Annotated in this window: 13 protein-coding genes; 6 read left to right on the top strand and 7 right to left on the bottom strand. The window is 66.3% G+C overall.

The window, feature by feature from the left end; translation table 11 throughout:
- Positions 1–2370 (bottom strand): LPS-assembly protein LptD, encoded by a 2370-nt coding sequence (locus tag ASE39_RS11905; protein ID WP_057271463.1) that lies wholly within the window; start codon positions 2368–2370, stop codon positions 1–3.
- Positions 2371–2531: 161 nt separating this feature from the next.
- On the opposite strand from ASE39_RS11905, the gene ASE39_RS11900 reads away from it, so the two are divergent.
- From ASE39_RS11900 to ASE39_RS11890, 3 genes are all read left to right on the top strand, one after another.
- Positions 2532–3674 carry a phosphotransferase gene (locus tag ASE39_RS11900; RefSeq protein WP_057271259.1) on the top strand — a complete coding sequence of 381 codons (1143 nt, stop codon included), beginning with the start codon at positions 2532–2534 and terminating at the stop codon, positions 3672–3674.
- Between the two features lie 91 nt (positions 3675–3765).
- Positions 3766–4497, top strand: coding sequence for a 16S rRNA (uracil(1498)-N(3))-methyltransferase (locus tag ASE39_RS11895; protein ID WP_057271258.1), 732 nt, complete (start codon positions 3766–3768; stop codon positions 4495–4497).
- 182 nt (positions 4498–4679) lie between these two features.
- Positions 4680–5825 (top strand): diguanylate cyclase, encoded by a 1146-nt coding sequence (locus tag ASE39_RS11890; protein ID WP_057271257.1) that lies wholly within the window; start codon positions 4680–4682, stop codon positions 5823–5825.
- 31 nt (positions 5826–5856) lie between these two features.
- On the opposite strand, the gene ASE39_RS11885 is transcribed toward ASE39_RS11890, so the two are convergent.
- Positions 5857–7149 carry an acyl-CoA dehydrogenase family protein gene (locus ASE39_RS11885; RefSeq protein ID WP_057271256.1) on the bottom strand — a complete coding sequence of 431 codons (1293 nt, stop codon included), beginning with the start codon at positions 7147–7149 and terminating at the stop codon, positions 5857–5859.
- Between the two features lie 198 nt (positions 7150–7347).
- On the opposite strand from ASE39_RS11885, the gene ASE39_RS11880 reads away from it, so the two are divergent.
- The 3 genes from ASE39_RS11880 (at position 7348) to ASE39_RS25820 (ending at position 10507) form a co-directional block, all read left to right on the top strand.
- Complete coding sequence (locus ASE39_RS11880; RefSeq protein ID WP_057271255.1) at positions 7348–8118, top strand: SOS response-associated peptidase family protein; 771 nt, start codon at positions 7348–7350, stop codon at positions 8116–8118.
- 224 nt (positions 8119–8342) lie between these two features.
- On the top strand, positions 8343–9110 hold the full coding sequence (locus ASE39_RS25825; protein ID WP_082615406.1) for a hypothetical protein: 768 nt from the start codon (positions 8343–8345) through the stop codon (positions 9108–9110).
- Positions 9111–9490: 380 nt separating this feature from the next.
- Positions 9491–10507, top strand: coding sequence for an acyltransferase (locus tag ASE39_RS25820; RefSeq protein WP_082615405.1), 1017 nt, complete (start codon positions 9491–9493; stop codon positions 10505–10507).
- Positions 10508–10916: 409 nt separating this feature from the next.
- On the opposite strand, the gene ASE39_RS11870 is transcribed toward ASE39_RS25820, so the two are convergent.
- Genes ASE39_RS11870 through ASE39_RS11850 form a run of 5 tightly spaced genes read right to left on the bottom strand, consistent with a single transcriptional unit; the run spans position 10917 to position 15936 of the window.
- Positions 10917–11528 carry an alkylhydroperoxidase domain protein gene (locus ASE39_RS11870; RefSeq protein WP_057271253.1) on the bottom strand — a complete coding sequence of 204 codons (612 nt, stop codon included), beginning with the start codon at positions 11526–11528 and terminating at the stop codon, positions 10917–10919.
- Positions 11525–12208: a CMD domain protein gene (locus tag ASE39_RS11865; RefSeq protein ID WP_057271252.1), complete on the bottom strand. Its 684-nt coding sequence runs from the start codon at positions 12206–12208 to the stop codon at positions 11525–11527. Before ASE39_RS11865 ends, ASE39_RS11870 begins: the two co-directional genes overlap by 4 nt.
- Entirely contained in the window at positions 12205–13308 is a 1104-nt protein-coding gene (locus ASE39_RS11860) for a putative FMN-dependent luciferase-like monooxygenase (protein ID WP_057271251.1), read from the bottom strand. The genes ASE39_RS11865 and ASE39_RS11860 overlap by 4 nt, the downstream gene beginning before the upstream one ends.
- Positions 13250–14959: an ABC transporter ATP-binding protein gene (locus ASE39_RS11855; RefSeq protein ID WP_057271250.1), complete on the bottom strand. Its 1710-nt coding sequence runs from the start codon at positions 14957–14959 to the stop codon at positions 13250–13252. Before ASE39_RS11855 ends, ASE39_RS11860 begins: the two co-directional genes overlap by 59 nt.
- Positions 14956–15936, bottom strand: coding sequence for an ABC transporter permease (locus ASE39_RS11850; protein ID WP_140426754.1), 981 nt, complete (start codon positions 15934–15936; stop codon positions 14956–14958). The genes ASE39_RS11855 and ASE39_RS11850 overlap by 4 nt, the downstream gene beginning before the upstream one ends.
- Between the last annotated feature and the right edge of the window lie 7 nt (positions 15937–15943).

Raw genomic sequence — 15943 nt, 5'->3', positions numbered from 1 at the left:
TTAGTCATAGTTGCTGAAGCGGCTGGGCGTCGTGACCTGCTCGCGCAGGTTCTGGTAACGCGGCACATTTTGCTTGAAGGTGTCCAGCGGACTGGAGCCCAGGCTCAGGCGCGAGAAGCCGACGAACTCGATCTGGAACAACAGGCGGGTGTTGGACGTAGTCACGCTGCTTTGCAGGCGCTCCAGCACCACGCGGCCGATCCAGCAGCAGCTGTCGTATTCAAGGCCCACCACGGTATCCACCAGCTTGCGATCCTGCAGGCTGTAGTTCAGGCGGCCCACGCTGTACCAGCGCCCGCCGCCCTGGCCCCGGCCCGCACCCAGGTCCTTGCCCTTGTCGCCCCACAGGTCGTTGAGCGGCCATTGCCAGCCGATATCGATCTGCTCGCTCGTGCCGCGCTGCAGGCGGTAGGCCGCGCTCACGGTGCGGTAGTTGCCGGGGCTGTAGCGCGCGCCAATGGTCGAGCGGATGGAGCGGCCCGTCTTGGGGTTGTACTGCACGGTGGAGTCAAAGCCCCACTGCGGCGTCCAGGTGACGCCCGCACCCAGCAGCAAGTCCGACAGGCGCTCGCTCACGGGGGTGCCGCCCGGCAGGGTGACCTTCTGGTCCGAGAACCGCAGCCGCTGGGCAATGCCGAAGCGCGCGGCCTCGGCGCCCGTGTTCGGGTCCAGCAGCCGCGTCGTCACGCCCAGGGTGAGCAGGTTGTTGTCGGCCAGCCGGTCGTTGCCTCCGAAGGCGTTCTCGGTATAGATCGTGGCGAAGTTGAAATCGTTGGCCGCCGTGTCGTACACCGGCAGCATGCTCTGGTCGCGGTAGGGCGTGTAGGTGTAGAACGCGCGCGGCTCCAGCGTCTGCAAAAAGGCGCGCCCAAAGTAGGCGGCATCGCGTTCGAACACCAGGCCGCTGTCCAGGCTGAAGGTGGGCAGGGTGCGATTGGCCGAGCGCTGCCCGTTGGACAGCGCCGAGTCAAACTGGTACTGCGTGGCATGCAGCTGCAGGCGCGGGGTGATGAAGCCCCCGGGCGACAGGAACGGCCGGCTGATCTGCGCCATCGCATAGCTGCGGTTGGCATTGGGCTGGCCTGTCAGGTCGCGGGCCGCCTGGAACCGCGTGGTGTCCAGCTCCACACTGGCATCCAGCCCACCGCCCAGCTGCGACGGTGCGTAGCGCCATTGCAGCTGAGGCAGACGGTCGTAAGGCGGCACGATGGGCGAGGTCACATCCTGCAGCGTCTGCCACTTGAGGGTGCGCACCCGGGCCGACATGTCCGTGCCGGCCCACGACAGCATGGCGTCGCCGGGCAGCAGGCGCTGGCGCAGCAGGTCCGAGGCTCGGCCAAAGTCGCGCCAGTAGTTGTCGTCGCTGACGCGGTTGACATTGAGGTTGAGCCCCAGCCCGCCCATCGGCGTATCAAAAGCGCCCTGGTGCTGGCCTGAAAAGCTCCAGCGCATGCGGTCGCGCAGGCGGTCGGAGGGCATGACATCGGCGCTGATCTGGCCAACGTAGCTGGGCTCCAGGTAGCGGAACTCGCCCCCCAGGTTGGCGCCGCGCTTGGTCATGAGGGCGGCACGCAGCGTGGCATCCCGGTTGGGGGCAATGTTCCAGTAATAGGGCTGCATGTACGCCACCCCGTCGCGGCTGTCCAGCCCGATGGTGGGCGGCAGCAGGCCGGACTTGCGCTTGTCCGACAGCGGGAAGGTGATGTACGGAATGGGCAGCAGGGACACGCCCTTGAACTCCAGCACCGCATCTTCGGCCGTGCCGACCTCTTCCTCGTTGTCAATGCGGATGGTGGCGGCGCGCAGCACCCAGTCGGGCCGCCAGCTTTCTTCATTGCCGCGCTCGCAGGTGGTGTACGTGGCGTTGTGCACCACGGCCCGGTCGCGGTCGATGAAATCCACGCGCGTGGCATCGCCATGGGCCTGGGTGGCCAGAAACTTGTAGCGCGCGTCGCTGAAGAAGCCCTCGAAGGCATCCACCCGCAGCTCCAGCGCCGTGCCTTCGTACACGTTGCCCGCGCGGTTGATGCGCACCTTGCCATTGGCCTTGGCGAGGTCTTCGGGCACGTTGTAGTCCAGCCGGTCGGCACGGATCACGGTATCGCCACGGCGCAATTCGGCATTGCCTTCGATGACGGCGTTCAGGTCGGTCTGGCCGCTGATGTGGTCACCGGTCACGAACACCGGCAGCTGGGGGCGCACAGCATCCGGGATCTTTTCCTGCAGCAGCGGGGAGCTGCGCAACGCAGTGGGGGCATCCCAGGCGCTGGCAGGCGGGGCGTCAGGCGCCTGCGCCCACACGGAGAGCGGCAGACCGCACCAGGCCAGCGCCACGCCATAGGCCAGGGCCCGGGGCACGGGGGCGCGCAACCGCTCGGGCTTCGCCTTGACGGACCGGGAACGGGGGGAGGAGGTCTGCACGGTGGGGGGCTTGCAGCGTGGCACGTGGGGCGGTGGGCAGGGGCAGATAAAAAGGAGGAACCCGCCCACCTCAGAGTCTGGGGGAGCGGGTTTGTAAAATCGGATTATCCATGAGCCACCCATCTTCCCCTTCTCCCGCCTGCCCGCCCCCGGGCACAGCCGTGGCAACCCCCGCAACTTCCACCGTGGCCTGGCCCGACGCGGCCCGCCAGGCGGCCTTCGAGGCCTGGCTTGCGCCGCTCGTGGGGTCCCACCAGTTGTTGCCCGCCACACTGCGTCCGGCCTCGGCCGACGCAAGCTTTCGGCGCTACCTGCGCATCGACAGCGCCACGGGCAGCAGCCGCATCGTGATGGACGCACCGCCGGACAAGGAAAACTGCCGCCCCTTCGTGCAGGTGCAGGGCCTCATGGCCGCTGCGGGCCTGAACGTGCCGCAGATCCTGGCCTGGGATGAAGCTGGCGGCTTCATGCTGTTGTCCGACCTGGGCCACCAGACGCTGATCGAGCTGCTGAACCCCGAGAAGCCCCAGGCCGCCTACGCCTGGTACCAGCAAGCCACGGACGTGCTGCTGGACTGGCAAAAGGCCTCCCAGCCCGGCGTGCTGCCGGCCTATGACGAAGCGCTGCTGCGCCGCGAACTGGCCCTGTATCCCGACTGGTACCTGGGCCAGCACCGGGGCGTCACGCTGGACGACCAGCAGCAGGCCACCCTGGGCAGCGCCTTCGACGCCATCGTGGCGCACAACCTGGCCGCGCCCAGCGTGTACGTCCACCGCGACTTCATGACACGCAATCTGATGGCGCCCATCGAAGACGGCGCGTCGCTCGGGGTCCTGGACTTCCAGGACGCAGTCTATGGCCCCATCACCTATGACATTGCCAGCCTGCTGCGCGACGCGTTCATCAGCTGGGAAGAGGAATTTGTCATCGACATTACCGTGCGTTACTGGGAGAAGGCCCGCAAGGCAGGGCTGCTGGGTGCCACCAGTGCCAGCGGCTGGGGCAACGACTTTGGCGAGTTCTACCGCAGCGTCGAGTGGATGGGCCTGCAGCGCCACCTCAAGGTCGCCGGCATCTTTGCACGCCTGACCTTGCGCGACGGCAAGCCCAAGTACCTGGCCGACGCGCCCCGCTTCATGGCCTACATCCGCGCCACGGCCAACCGCTACCGGCAGCTGGGGCCCCTGCTCAAGATGCTCGACCAGATCGAAGGCACCGAGCCGGTCACGGGCTTTGCCTACGGCCGGATGTAGTGGCGCGACTGGGCGCACGCAGTAAAAATTGAATCAAATCAGGCTCTAGCGCTTATCCATCAAGCGCAAACAGCTATAAATTAAGTAGCAAATGCCCCGTTTCCATTGCCCGGCCCTTCTGGCCACCGGCGCCGAGCTGGATTTGCCCCCCGGCGCTGCGCGCCACGTGCAGGTGCTGCGCCTGCAGCCGGGCGACGCCATCACGCTGTTCCATGGCGGCCAGGGCGAGGGCGATCCGGGCGGGGAGTTTGACGCCACCGTGCTGCGCATGGGCCGCAGCGACGTGCGCGTGGTGGTGGGTGCCCACCATGCCACCGAACGCGAAGCCCCGCGCGCCGTGCACCTGCTGGCCGGCATCACCGCCAACGAACGCATGGACTGGCTTGTCGAAAAAGCTACCGAGCTGGGCGTCGCCAGCATCACACCCCTGGTGGCCGAGCGCAGCGTCCTCAAGCTCAAGGGCGAGCGCGCCGAGAAAAAAATCGCCCACTGGCAGGCCGTGGCCGTGGCCGCCTGCGAACAATGCGGCCGCAACCGCGTGCCCGTGGTCCACGGCGCCGTGGACCTGGCAGCCTGGGTGCGCGCCCAGACTGCGGCTTCACAACGCCTGCTGCTGTCGCTGCGCGCGGGCACGGCACCGCTGCGCACGGCGGCGGCCCCATCCGGGCCCGTGGTGTTCCTCTCTGGCCCCGAGGGCGGCCTCTCCAGTGCCGAGGAAGACCTGGCGCTGCAACACGGCTTCACCCCGATCACGCTGGGGCCCCGCGTGCTGCGCGCCGAGACGGCGCCACTCGCGGCCCTGGCGGCACTCACCCTCGTTTAGATCGCCGCCTACGCTCTGCGGGGCCGCGCATGGGCCTTGTCAACCCCAGACCCAGCCTGGGCAGGGCTGTACGCAGGACGGCCACCCCCCTAGAATGAAACGGCGCACGGGGTACCCCCGACCGCACGCCGCCGTCCCCCTCCGTTCCACTCGACCCCACCGTCCTGGCAGGAGCCCCCACCTTGCGCACACCTTCCCGCTGGCAACGCATCCGGGATGTGATCCTCTCCACCGACCGACGGCGACGCACGCTTGTGGGCATGGCCTTGCTCGCCCTGTTGCTCATGGCCAGCAGCGCGGGCGTCATGCTGATGGTGGCGACGGCGAGCAGCGCAGTGAACGCCGTCGCCGTGCAGTGGTGGGCAGCCATCTCGGTCGGCGGGCTGGTGGTGATGACCGCGTTCATCCGCTCGGGCGAAACCGCCCGGCTCAGCGACCCCTCGCTCACCGTGCCCCAGATGGTCTGGACCATCACCAGCGGCGCCGTGGCCTATGTGCTGGCGGGCGATGCGCGGGGCGTGGTGCCCAGCGTGCTGGCCATGATCCTGTTCTTCGGCACTTTTGGCCTCACCGTGGCCGAGGTGATCGGCATCGGTGTGTATGCGCTGCTGGCCTTTGCCTGCGCCGTGGTGGCCACCACACGCTTCAATGCCAGCCCGCTGGGCTACCTGGATACCGCCTACGCGCTCATGGTGCTCATCGTGCTGGGCGGCAGCATCGCGCTCAACCTGCGCATTCAGCGCATCCGTGCACGGCTGCAGGAACAGCGTGAGGCACTGGCCCAGGCACTCGCGGTCAACCGCGATCTGGCCACCCGGGACGAGCTCACGGGCCTGCCCAACCGCCGCGCCATGCAGGATCTGATGGACCTGGAGCGCCGCCGCAGCCTGCGCAGTGGCCGCCTCATGCTGCTGGCGGAACTGGACATCGACCACTTCAAGCGCGTGAACGACACCCACGGCCACGCCACGGGGGACCGCGCGCTGCAGGCCTTTGCAGGCGTCGTGCGGGCCAGCGTGCGCGACACCGATGTGCTGGCACGCTGGGGCGGCGAGGAGTTTGTGCTGCTGCTGTCCGACACCCAGGTGGACGATGCCCGTGAACTGCTGGAGCGCGTGCGCCAGGCCGTGGCGGCGATGGAGATTCCGCATGCCTCGGGTGTGCTGCGCATGACCGTCTCGGCCGGCCTGGCACTGCACCTGCCCGGCGATACGGTGGAGCTGACGCTGGAGCGCGCCGACCAGGCGCTGTACACCGCCAAGTCGCTGGGGCGCAACCGCGTGGTGGTGGCGCCCTCCGGCCCGCGCGCCGCCCGGGCCTCGGCCTGATCTCCTCTCGCGCCCAGGCCGGTTCAGGCGCTCAAGCACTCAGGCGTGGCGGCGCGCACATCTGCTCCGGGGTGGTGAAGTAGGCCGCCAAGTCACCGAGCTGCCCGCGCGCCTGGCGCAGCTCCTGGCGCGCCACGGTGCGCAGGTGCACCTCGTCCGGGCCGTCCATCAGCCGCAGCGCGCGGCCCCAGGTCCAGAACGCCGCCAGCGGCGTGTCGGGCGAAAGGCCCATGGCGCCAAAGATCTGCATGGCCCGGTCCACCACGCGCTGCTGCAGCCGCGCGGCCACTACTTTGATGGCAGCGACCTGAGCACGCACCTGCCGGGCATCCACGGCGTTGCCCCGGTCCAGCAACCAGGCCGCGTGCAGCACCAGCAACCGTGCCTGGTCGATCTCGATGCGCGATTCCGCCAGCCATTCCTGCACATTGGCCTGCTCTGCCAGCGGCTTGCCAAACGCCGTGCGCTCCAGCGCACGCTCAGCGGCCAGGCGCAAGGCCAGCTCGCACTGGCCGATGGTGCGCATGCAGTGGTGCACCCGCCCCGGCCCCAGGCGCGCCTGCGCCATGGCAAAACCCGCCCCCCAGTCGCCCAGCAGGTGCTCGGCCGGCACGCGCACGCCCTGCAGCAGGATCTCGCAATGCCCCTCGGGCGCATGGTGGTGCAACACGCTGATGTTGCGCACGATCTGCACGCCCGGCGCGTCGGCAGGCACCAGCACCATGCTGTGGCGGGCGTGGCTGCTGATCGCCGCATCACCATCGGCATTGCGGCACAGCACGATGAGCAGCCTGCAGTGCGGGTGTGCTGCGCCGGTGACAAACCACTTGCGGCCGCTGAGCACCAGATCATCGCCTTCGCGCCGCACCGTGGTCTGCAGGTTGGTGGGGTCGGACGACGCCACATCGGGCTCGCTCATCGCGAAGGCCGAGCGCATGCCCCCCAGTAGCAGCGGTTGCAGCCACTGTGCGCGCTGCGCGGGTGTGGCAAAGCGGTGCAGCAGCTCGATGTTGCCGGTGTCCGGCGCATGGCAGTTGAACACCTCGGCCGCCCAGGGCAGGCGGCCCATGGCCTCGGCCAGCGGCGCGTAGTCGAGGTTGGACAGGCGCGTGCCCGGCTCGTCGCTCCGCAGCGTGGGCAGGAACAGGTTCCACAGGCCTTCCTCGCGGGCCAGGGCCTTGAGGTCTTCCAGAAACGGGGGCGGGTAGTCGCCCGCCAACACCGCCGCATGCCAGGCGGCGTTGTACGGCAGCAGATAGCGGTCGATGAACGCGGTGAGGCGTTCGTGCATTTCACGGGCCAGGGGCGAGGGTGCGAAGTCCATGGGGGCATTGTGAAAACACCGCCAAGGCGCGTCACAACGCAGGCGACAACCGGCTTGATGCATGTCATGGGTCGCACTGGGCGGGCAATGCATGGACCTGTAGTTGCTTCTATTTTTATAGCTGATAGCGCTTATAAAACAAGCGCCAGAGCCATATTTCATCCCAAAAACCCGGGCACCAAGCGCTACCATCGCCCCATGAGCACCCACTACGAAACCCTGCCCCACGCTGAGACCTACCGCGAGGCGTTTGCGGTCGACCCCCCCGAGGCCCTGGGTGAACGCCACCTGTGGCCCCGAAAGCCGGGCTTTTTCATCGTGCACGCAACCACGGCTGCGGCCATCTCCCCGCCGACAGTGGCCAAGGCGACAACCGATGTCGAAACCCATGCCCTGGCAGATGCCCCCACAGAAGCGCCCGAATCCAACACCGAGCGCGTGCTCATACCCGCCCAGTGGGGCCTGGTGCCGCACTGGGTCAAGTCGGCGTCGGACGCCAAGCTCCGTGCGCCCAAACTCGTCAACGCCAAGTCCGATACCGCTTCCACCGGCACAGCGTTCCGCGACGCGTGGCTGGGCGGCCAGCGCTGCATCGTGCCCATGGCGGCGTTCTATGAAGACGACCTGCGCAGCGGCAAGGCCGTGCCCACCCGCATCGCCCGCGTGGACGGCAAACCCATGGGCGTGGCGGGCCTGTGGGCACGCTGGCAAGGCAGCGACGGCGAGGTAATCATCAGCTACTGCCTGCTCACGGTGAACGCCAACAACCACGCGCTGCTGCACCGCTACGGCCAGCCAGGCAGCGAGAAAAGCATGCCCGCCATCCTGAACGAAGGCGCCTACGACGCGTGGCTGACAGCCCGCCCCGAAAAGGCCAAGGAGTTCATGCGCCAGTACGCGGCCAACTGGCTGCTGGCCAACCCCGTCGAAAAGAAGTCGGACAAGGTGCCCAAAGCATTGTTGGGCTGAGCTGAACAAAGTTGCGCAGGCCGCCGCCGCAAGGACGCGAGGCACCCACTGGGCCATTGGCTTGTGAGGCCGAGCCCTCTGATATTTCGTTGTACTGAGGGATACAAATCAATACACTCGTTTCTGCGCGGGTTTGCCAACCCCCGCGCAGGAACGTGGTGCCAGTCAATCAGCACGATCTATCAGCGGTTGGTTCATGTTCAGACTAAACGAAAGAGATCAACATGAAAAAGTCTTTCTCAAGATGGGGAGCATTGCTGTCGGTCGCGCTCTTGATGGGATTGAGTTCCTCGGTGTACGCGCAAGCAACACGAACCTGGGTATCAGGCGTCGGCGACGACGCCAACCCCTGCAGCCGAACCGCACCCTGCAAGACATTTGCCGGGGCCATCAGCAAAACGGCGGCGGGCGGCGAAATCGACGTGTTGGATGACGGCGGGTTTGGGGGAGTCACCATCACAAAATCCATCACCATCAATGGCGGAGGCCATATTGCGGGTATCTTGGTAGCTGGCACGAATGGTGTTGTAATTAATGCTGCCACCACCGATGTGGTTATATTGCGTGGGCTTACGTTCACGGGCACATCAGGCGCTCTTAACGCAGTCAGATACATGGCTGCCCGGTATGTCGTTGTAGAAGACAGCTCGATTTCAGGCTTCACCAACGGTATCAACATGCTCACTACGGTTGTGAATGGCCGAATGGATATCCGTAATGTGCAAATGACCAACGGAACCACCCTCGTTGGCACCACCGGTATCCACGTTGGGGCCGCCAACTCCATTGCCACCATCAGCGATGTATCTGTTCGAGGCTACACAGATGGTATCACCACCCGCGGTGGCGTGACTTACTTGCGCGGCTCCACAATAGTTGCCAACAACGCTGGCTATAACAATATGGGTGGTAGTCTTTTGTCTTTTGGTGACAATATGGTAAGTGGCAATGTGGTGAACGGCACGCCCACAGGAAGCATCCCGCATTTCTAAAAATGTTGAGTTTGTCCAGGGCATTTCCCATCTTCACTCCGGATGGGGAATCCCTGCTCAATCTTTTTGCCAAAAAATGGCTATAACCGCGCCCTCTTCTTGATCAACGCGGTGCGCAGTTTGCGGGCAAGGCACATTGGTCGCATAAAGCTGGGTAGGTGAGACATCTATCCAGAATCACCGCGCCGTGCGCATTGAGACCGTGGGGTGCCCCGCTGCACTGTGAATGCTCGCAGCAACTGTGGTCAAGCTTGTGGAGCATGTTGATCCTTCCATTCTCGCGCTGCACAAGAGTTTCTTGACTTGGCAAGGTCCCCACTGGTTGTCCCGTGGTCTGATCCGATCCAAACCTCTCGAGGTCACTTCATCTAAATTCCCCCATGCTTGGATCGCTGCGTTTTTTGCTTGCTCTGTTTGTTGTCATAGCCCATTTAACCGGTGGCATGCCATTTTTCTCGCATTGGGGTGGCTTCGCCGTTTTTGGCTTTTACATGATATCGGGTTATCTCATTACTTTGATTTTAAATGAGACATACCATTTCCACCTCTCCGCCTTCGCTCTCAACAGATTTTTACGCCTCTTCCCCATCTACTATATTGTGGCGATAGTCACTGCGTTCATCATTGCTTTCTCGAATAACGCAAGCGAATTTCACCCCGCATGGAAGCTTCAAACGAGATGGATAGATATCCTCGGAAATAGTCTGATCATCCCGTTTGAATTCTATAACTCATCTTTCCGCCTGGTACCTCCCACTTGGTCCGTTGCGGTCGAATTAATTAATTATTTTATACTCTGGGCGATTGGGGCCAGAAGCAGAGCGCTGGCAATTTTATTATTTTTGGTCGCTTTCACGTACCATCTTGCAAGCTTTCTGAGTGGGGCAGGCTGGGGACAACGCTATTCACCTTTTTATGCTGCTCTTTTGCCATTTTCCGTGGGGGCAATCATCTATTTTTCCCAGAATTCTATAATTATCCTACGCCGACAGCAAATAATCTATTTGAGCAGATTTTCATGCACTATCTGGCTAGGCAATCTGGTACTCTGTGGCTTCATGGGAGGCTTGAACAGTCGATTTTTTGAGTTATTTTCCTATATCAACCTCTGCTCGCTCGCCATTTTTCTCTGCACCAATATTCGCCCACCATCAAGCGATGCTCCAATCAGCCTATGGGATAAACGGCTCGGCGATCTCGCGTATCCGGTATTCCTTACACATTGGGTCGTTGGCTTCGTAGTGGGCCAAGTGTTCCTGGATGGACAGCACCGAGGATTACTCTTGTTCACAGTTTCCCTACTTCCAATCATTGCAATTTCTTATGCATTGTCCGAAATTGCAGACCGAATGATTGAGCCGTTGCGAACCAAGGTGAGAAGCGGACTCAAGTCCTGAAAGAGCCTTCCCGGCAGCAGGCGTTTCATCACAGTCCCTGACGTAAAGGTCGAGCGTTAACGACCAGGGATTGCTTCTCTCCTCGGAAAGCAAACATTGGTCATTGGCTAGAGACGCCTCCAGCCAATGACCGCACCGTGCGAACTGGCTGCTACGGCCTTGGGATCTTCTGCACGAACTGAGAAGTCCGTGCGCGCTGCGGATCGGGAAAGGCGGCAGGGCGCAAAGCAGGGCAACAGCTGTGACTATTGCAATCTCGATGCCATGGAGCTGGTGACACGGACAAACCTCTATGCCCTCCGAGAATGGACGACAAGGTTCCGAGGGCTTGCGGGGCCGGCCCAGCAAGCCCCTTGGCATCCGACCGCCAGGACTTCATTGCAGACAGTGCCCTGCGCAATGAGTCCGCCTAGCCGCCCACCTGCAACTGCGGCTCCCCCAGCGACAGCATCAGACGGTTCGCCCAGTTGAAGAACGCCGCGCCGTGCAGTGCGTCGGAGATCGCGAAGTCATCCAGCCCTGCAGCGCGCAGGTTGTCGATGTGCGTGCCGTCCAGCGCCGCGGGTGTGGTGGTGAGCGCCACCGACGCCCCGACGATGGCGTTCCAGCGCGGGTCCAGATCCGCCCCGACACCCTCGTCCAGCAGGCGCTGCACATCGGCCTGGCGGTGCGAGAAGTGCGAGGCAAAACGCGCATGGACCGACGCGCAGTAGATGCAGCCGTTGGCCCGCGACGTGGCCGTGGCCGACAGCTCGCGCTCCGCCCGGGGCAGCCCTGCGTCGGGGTTGTAGAAGATGTCCTTGTCGGTGCGGGTGCGCGCGCCCAGCGTGTCCGGGTCGCGCGCCAGCAGGCGAAAGTACGGCGACTTGGCACGTGCCGCGTCCACCAGGCCGGCGTAGTGGCGCTCGGTCAACCCGTCCTCGGGCAGCGGCGGCAGCCAGGGCAGCCATTCGAGCTGCGCCTGCGTGAAGGCCGTGGGCTCATGGTTGCCGGGGTGGGTGATGACGGCGGTATCGCTCATGGCTGGGCCTCTGCGGTGTGGGGGGTGGACGACGACGCAGCAGGTGCCGGATGCGCTGCGAGCAGGCGCAGGCCCACCACCACGCGGATCTGGAACGACAGGAACGCCACCAGCTGCGACAGGATCACGATGTCGGTGGCCGACCAGCCTGTGTCCAGCAGCACCTGCAGGGCCTCGGGGCTCGCGTCGCGCGGGTGGAAGGTCAGCAGGTGCGCATGCGCCAGGCCCGCCGACAGCCGCGCGCCCAGCACGGCGCGCTGCGCCTCGCCCACGGCGTAGGCGGGGCCGTCGGTGTTCTCGCGGCTCAGCGGGCCGGCGGGGTAGTGGCCGTACGGGCCCTGCGCTGCGCCCCGGCTGACCTCGGCTGCGATGGCGGAGGCCTGCCCCGCACCCGCGTCCTGCGCGACCAGCGCGGCGGCATAGAACGCCGCTGCGTCCGGCTGCTGGTGCAGGCCCGCGACAAAGGCCGCAACCGCCAGGCGCTCGGCCAGTGTGACGGTGCCCGGCGCCGGAGCGGTGGGCGCGAACAACGCGCGGTAGCTCTCCTGCGCGTGGGTGCGCGCCTGTAGGCGATGGCGGCGGATGGTGTCCAGGGGGTCGCCGGGCTCAATGCCGACGAGCAGGTCGATCACATCGGGCAATGTGTGGCTCGGCGGGGGGGATGGGTTGGCTTGGCTCATGCAAAGGCCTCGGTACGGGTTGCGGAAGAAGGAAGGGCCACGGATGCGGCAGTGGCGTTGCCGGGCTGTTTGCGCACCCAGCCCAGCGCCGGTGCGACGTGGGTGGCCGTGAGTTCGATGGAGCGCAGGATGTGCGCATGTGGCGGGTCCACCGAGTGCACCTGGAACACGATGTCGGTGGTGCGCGCCAGCGCCGTGTCGGCCTGCAGCGAGGCGATCACGTCGTCAGGCGTGCCCACGTGCACGTCGTAGGCGGCGATCAGGGTCTCCAGCGGCGCATCGGGCCCCGGGCGATTGGCCTGCCCAGGCTGCGTAGCTGCCGCAAAACGTGCCACAGAGCGACGCAGGCCCACCTCGGCCAGCCTCAAGGCTTCCTTGCGGTCGTCGGCCACGAACAGGCTGCGCGAGCCGACGATGCGCGGCGTGGCGCCGCCGGGCAGTGCGGCCAGGTAGGCATCGATGATGGGGTGCTGCAGGTCGGACAGCGAGGCGCCGGGCGCCTCGACCGTGCGCGGCTGGGTGCGCGACAGCATGAGCCCGTCGCCCGCCTGCCCCGCGCGCTCGCCGCCCGCCACCGAGAACGTGGCCTGCCAAATGCGGCCCAGCAGCTGCTCGGCCGCCGGGTACAGCCGGTCGCCACCGGGCAGGGGACGACCAGCCCAGGCCTCACGCACCAGGGCCAGGTGGCGCGCATACACCGCGCTGCGGTCATCGCTGGTGATGCCGAAGGCCGCGAACGACTCGGGCGTGCCGCCCGTGCCCACGCCCAGCTCCAGGCGCCCGCCCGAAAGCAGGTCGAGCACGATGGCGTCCTCGGCCACGCGCACTGCGTTTTCCATGGGCAGGGTCACGATGCCGGTGCCCAGGCGGATGCGCCGCGTGCGCGCCGCCACGTGGGCCAGGAAGACGAAGGGAGAGGGCAGGCCGCCTTCGTGCTCGTGAAAGTGGTGCTGCGCCACCCAGGCAGAGTCGAAGCCGAAGGCCTCGGCATGGGCGATCTGCTCGGTCACCAGCCGGTAGCGTTCACCGGCTGGAACGTCGTCAAGCAGCCTGCTGAAAAAGCCCAGGCGCTTGGTGGGAGAAGGGGTCGATAGGGTCATGGTGATGTTTCTTCTTTCCGGGGATGGCTGCAATGAGTTCACGCGTGTAGTCGCTGCCGGGGCGCAAGAACACGTCTTCCACGCGGCCCGCGTCCACCTGGCGGCCGGCCTGCAGTACCGAGACGGTGTCTGCGATCTGGCGCACCACGGCGAGGTCGTGCGAGATAAAAAGGTAGGTCAGGCCCAGGTCGCGCTGCAGCGTCTCCAGCAGCGCCAGGATCTGCGCCTGCACGGTCACGTCCAGGGCCGATACGGCCTCGTCGAGCACCAGCACGCGCGGCTGCAGCACCATGGCGCGCGCAATGGCCACGCGCTGGCGCTGGCCGCCCGACAGAGCGCGCGGGCGGCGCTCCAGCACAGCGGGCGGCAGGCCCACGCGCGCCAGGATGTCGTGCACGCGGCGCGCGCGCTCGGCGGCGGGCAGCGGGTCGAAATTGAGCAGGGGCTCTTCGATGATCTGGAAGATGGTCTGGCGCGGGTCCAGCGAGCTGAACGGGTTCTGGTAGACCAGTTGCACCGTGCGGCGGAACTGCCGCAGCGCCTCTCCGCGCAGGGTGGTGAGGTCCGTGCCCTCGATGACGATGCGGCCCGCCGTGGGCTGGCGAAAGCCCACCACGTCGCGGATGGTGGTGGTCTTGCCCGAACCCGACTCGCCCACGATGGCGTGCGTGGTGCCGCGCCGCACGCGGAACGACACGCCATCCACCGCACGGAACGGCTCCTTGCGCCCGGCCACGTCGAAGTCGTGCACCAGGCCATCCACCACGATGGCGAAGTCCTCGGGCCGCTCGGGCGTGTCGTTGGCGGCGGCGGCACGGGCCGGGCGAAACGCCCCCTGCGCAAGCGACGGCGCATCGGCCAGCAGCTTGCGCGTGTAGGCGCTGTGCGGGTTGCGCAGCACGCTGGCCGTGTCGCCCTGCTCCTGGATGCGCCCGCCCTGCAGCACCACCAGCCGGTTGGCGCGGTCAGCCGCCACGCCCAGGTCGTGCGTGACCAGCAGCACGGCGGTGCCGAACTCGCTGCGCAGCTCGTCGATGAGGTCGAGGATGCGCCGCTGCACCGTCACGTCGAGCGCGCTGGTGGGCTCGTCGGCAATGATGAGCGCAGGCTGCAGCGCAATGGCAATGGCGATCAGCACGCGCTGCTTCATGCCGCCCGACAGCTCGTGCGGGTACTGCCGCGCGCGCAACTCGGGCTGCGACAGGCCCACCTTGGCCAGCAGTTCCACCACGCGCCGCGCGATCGCCTGGCGGTCGCCGTAGCGGTGGATCTTCAAGATCTCGCCCACCTGCTCGCCCACCGTGCGCACGGGGTTGAGCGAGCTGGTCGGGTCCTGCGGGATCAGGCTCACCACGCGGCCGCGCACGGTGTCGAAGCGGTCGGGCGACCAGCCGGCAATGTCGGTGCCGTTGAGCCGGATCGCGCCTTGCTCTACCCGGCCGTTGTCGGCGAGCAGGCCGATGAGGGCCTGCGCGGTGGTGGTCTTGCCCGAGCCGGACTCGCCCACCAGCGCCACGACCTCGCCGGGCGCAATGGCGAACGACACGCCGTGCACCACCCGCTGTTCATGGTCCTTGTCGCGGTAGGCGATGGAGAGGTTCTCCACCTCCAGCACCGGCGGCTGCGCCACGGCCTGGTCGATGGTGGTCATGCGCGCCCCTTCGTCAACGCCGCGCTGATGCGGTTGGCCGCCAGCACCACAGCCACCACCACCAGCCCCGGCACGGTGGTGAGCCACCAGGCCGTCGAGATGTAGTTGCGCCCCTCGGCGATGAGCAGACCCCATTCGGGCGTGGGCGGCGGTGCGCCGTAGCCCAGAAACCCCAGCGTCGAGATCGACAAGATGGCCGAGCCGAACTGCAGCGCCGCCATCGCGATCACCGACGTGAGCGAGTTGGGCAGCACATGGCGCCACAGCACCGCGCCAAAGCGCCCGCCACTGCCAAAGGCCGCCTCCACGTAGTCGGAGCGGCGCACGCGCACCACCTCGGACCGCGTGAGCCGCGCGAAGCTGGCGACCGATGCCACGCCCACGGCCACCGCGGCATTCAGCGTGCCAAAGCCCAGGATGATGATGATGGAGAGCGACAGCAGCAGCGCAGGCACCGACAGCAGCACATCGACCGTGCGCATGATCACGTCCTCCACCCAGCCGCCGATGGAGCCCGCCAGCACGCCCAGCAGCGTGCCCAGCAGCAGCCCCACGGCCACGGCCAGGAACGCGCCGGAGAGCGAATGCACTGCGCCGAACACCAGCCGCGCATAGCCGTCGCGGCCCAGCGCATCGGTGCCCAGCCAGTGCGCGGCCGACGGTGCCTGCAGCTGCTGGCCCGCCACGCCCACGGTGGCGCTGTAGCTGGTGAAGAGCCCGGGCGCCAGCGCCCAGAGCGCCACCAGCGCGATCACGCCCCAGGCCAGCCACAGGCTTGCCGGTGCGCTGCGCGCGCGCCGCAGCCAGCGATGGCCCCACGCGCCGTCGCGGGTACGGGGCGGGGGTGCCGCAGGGATGGGCACCGTGGGCACGACGACAGCGGCAGGCGCCGCCACGGCGCGCTCCCAGCGGTGCGGGGCAGGCTGTGCAGTGCCCGCGAAAGCGCCCAGGTCGGCGGTCGATGAAGTGGTGGTCATGGAAATC

Origin of the sequence: Acidovorax sp. Root267 (genome assembly GCF_001429215.1) — a bacterium.
In the GTDB taxonomy this organism is placed as follows: domain Bacteria; phylum Pseudomonadota; class Gammaproteobacteria; order Burkholderiales; family Burkholderiaceae_C; genus Acidovorax; species Acidovorax radicis.
This window is presented reverse-complemented; position numbering and strand designations above follow the sequence as displayed.

Coding starts and splice junctions, on each gene's coding strand:
- ASE39_RS25825 (WP_082615406.1), top strand. CDS start 8,343: ATGAAAAAGTCTTTCTCAAGATGGGGAGCATTGCTGTCGGTCGCGCTC.
- ASE39_RS11860 (WP_057271251.1), bottom strand. CDS start 13,308: ATGACCCTATCGACCCCTTCTCCCACCAAGCGCCTGGGCTTTTTCAGC.
- ASE39_RS11855 (WP_057271250.1), bottom strand. CDS start 14,959: ATGACCACCATCGACCAGGCCGTGGCGCAGCCGCCGGTGCTGGAGGTG.
- ASE39_RS11865 (WP_057271252.1), bottom strand. CDS start 12,208: ATGAGCCAAGCCAACCCATCCCCCCCGCCGAGCCACACATTGCCCGAT.
- ASE39_RS11885 (WP_057271256.1), bottom strand. CDS start 7,149: ATGGACTTCGCACCCTCGCCCCTGGCCCGTGAAATGCACGAACGCCTC.
- ASE39_RS11870 (WP_057271253.1), bottom strand. CDS start 11,528: ATGAGCGATACCGCCGTCATCACCCACCCCGGCAACCATGAGCCCACG.
- ASE39_RS11850 (WP_140426754.1), bottom strand. CDS start 15,936: ATGACCACCACTTCATCGACCGCCGACCTGGGCGCTTTCGCGGGCACT.
- ASE39_RS11895 (WP_057271258.1), top strand. CDS start 3,766: ATGCCCCGTTTCCATTGCCCGGCCCTTCTGGCCACCGGCGCCGAGCTG.
- ASE39_RS11900 (WP_057271259.1), top strand. CDS start 2,532: ATGAGCCACCCATCTTCCCCTTCTCCCGCCTGCCCGCCCCCGGGCACA.
- ASE39_RS25820 (WP_082615405.1), top strand. CDS start 9,491: ATGCTTGGATCGCTGCGTTTTTTGCTTGCTCTGTTTGTTGTCATAGCC.
- ASE39_RS11880 (WP_057271255.1), top strand. CDS start 7,348: ATGAGCACCCACTACGAAACCCTGCCCCACGCTGAGACCTACCGCGAG.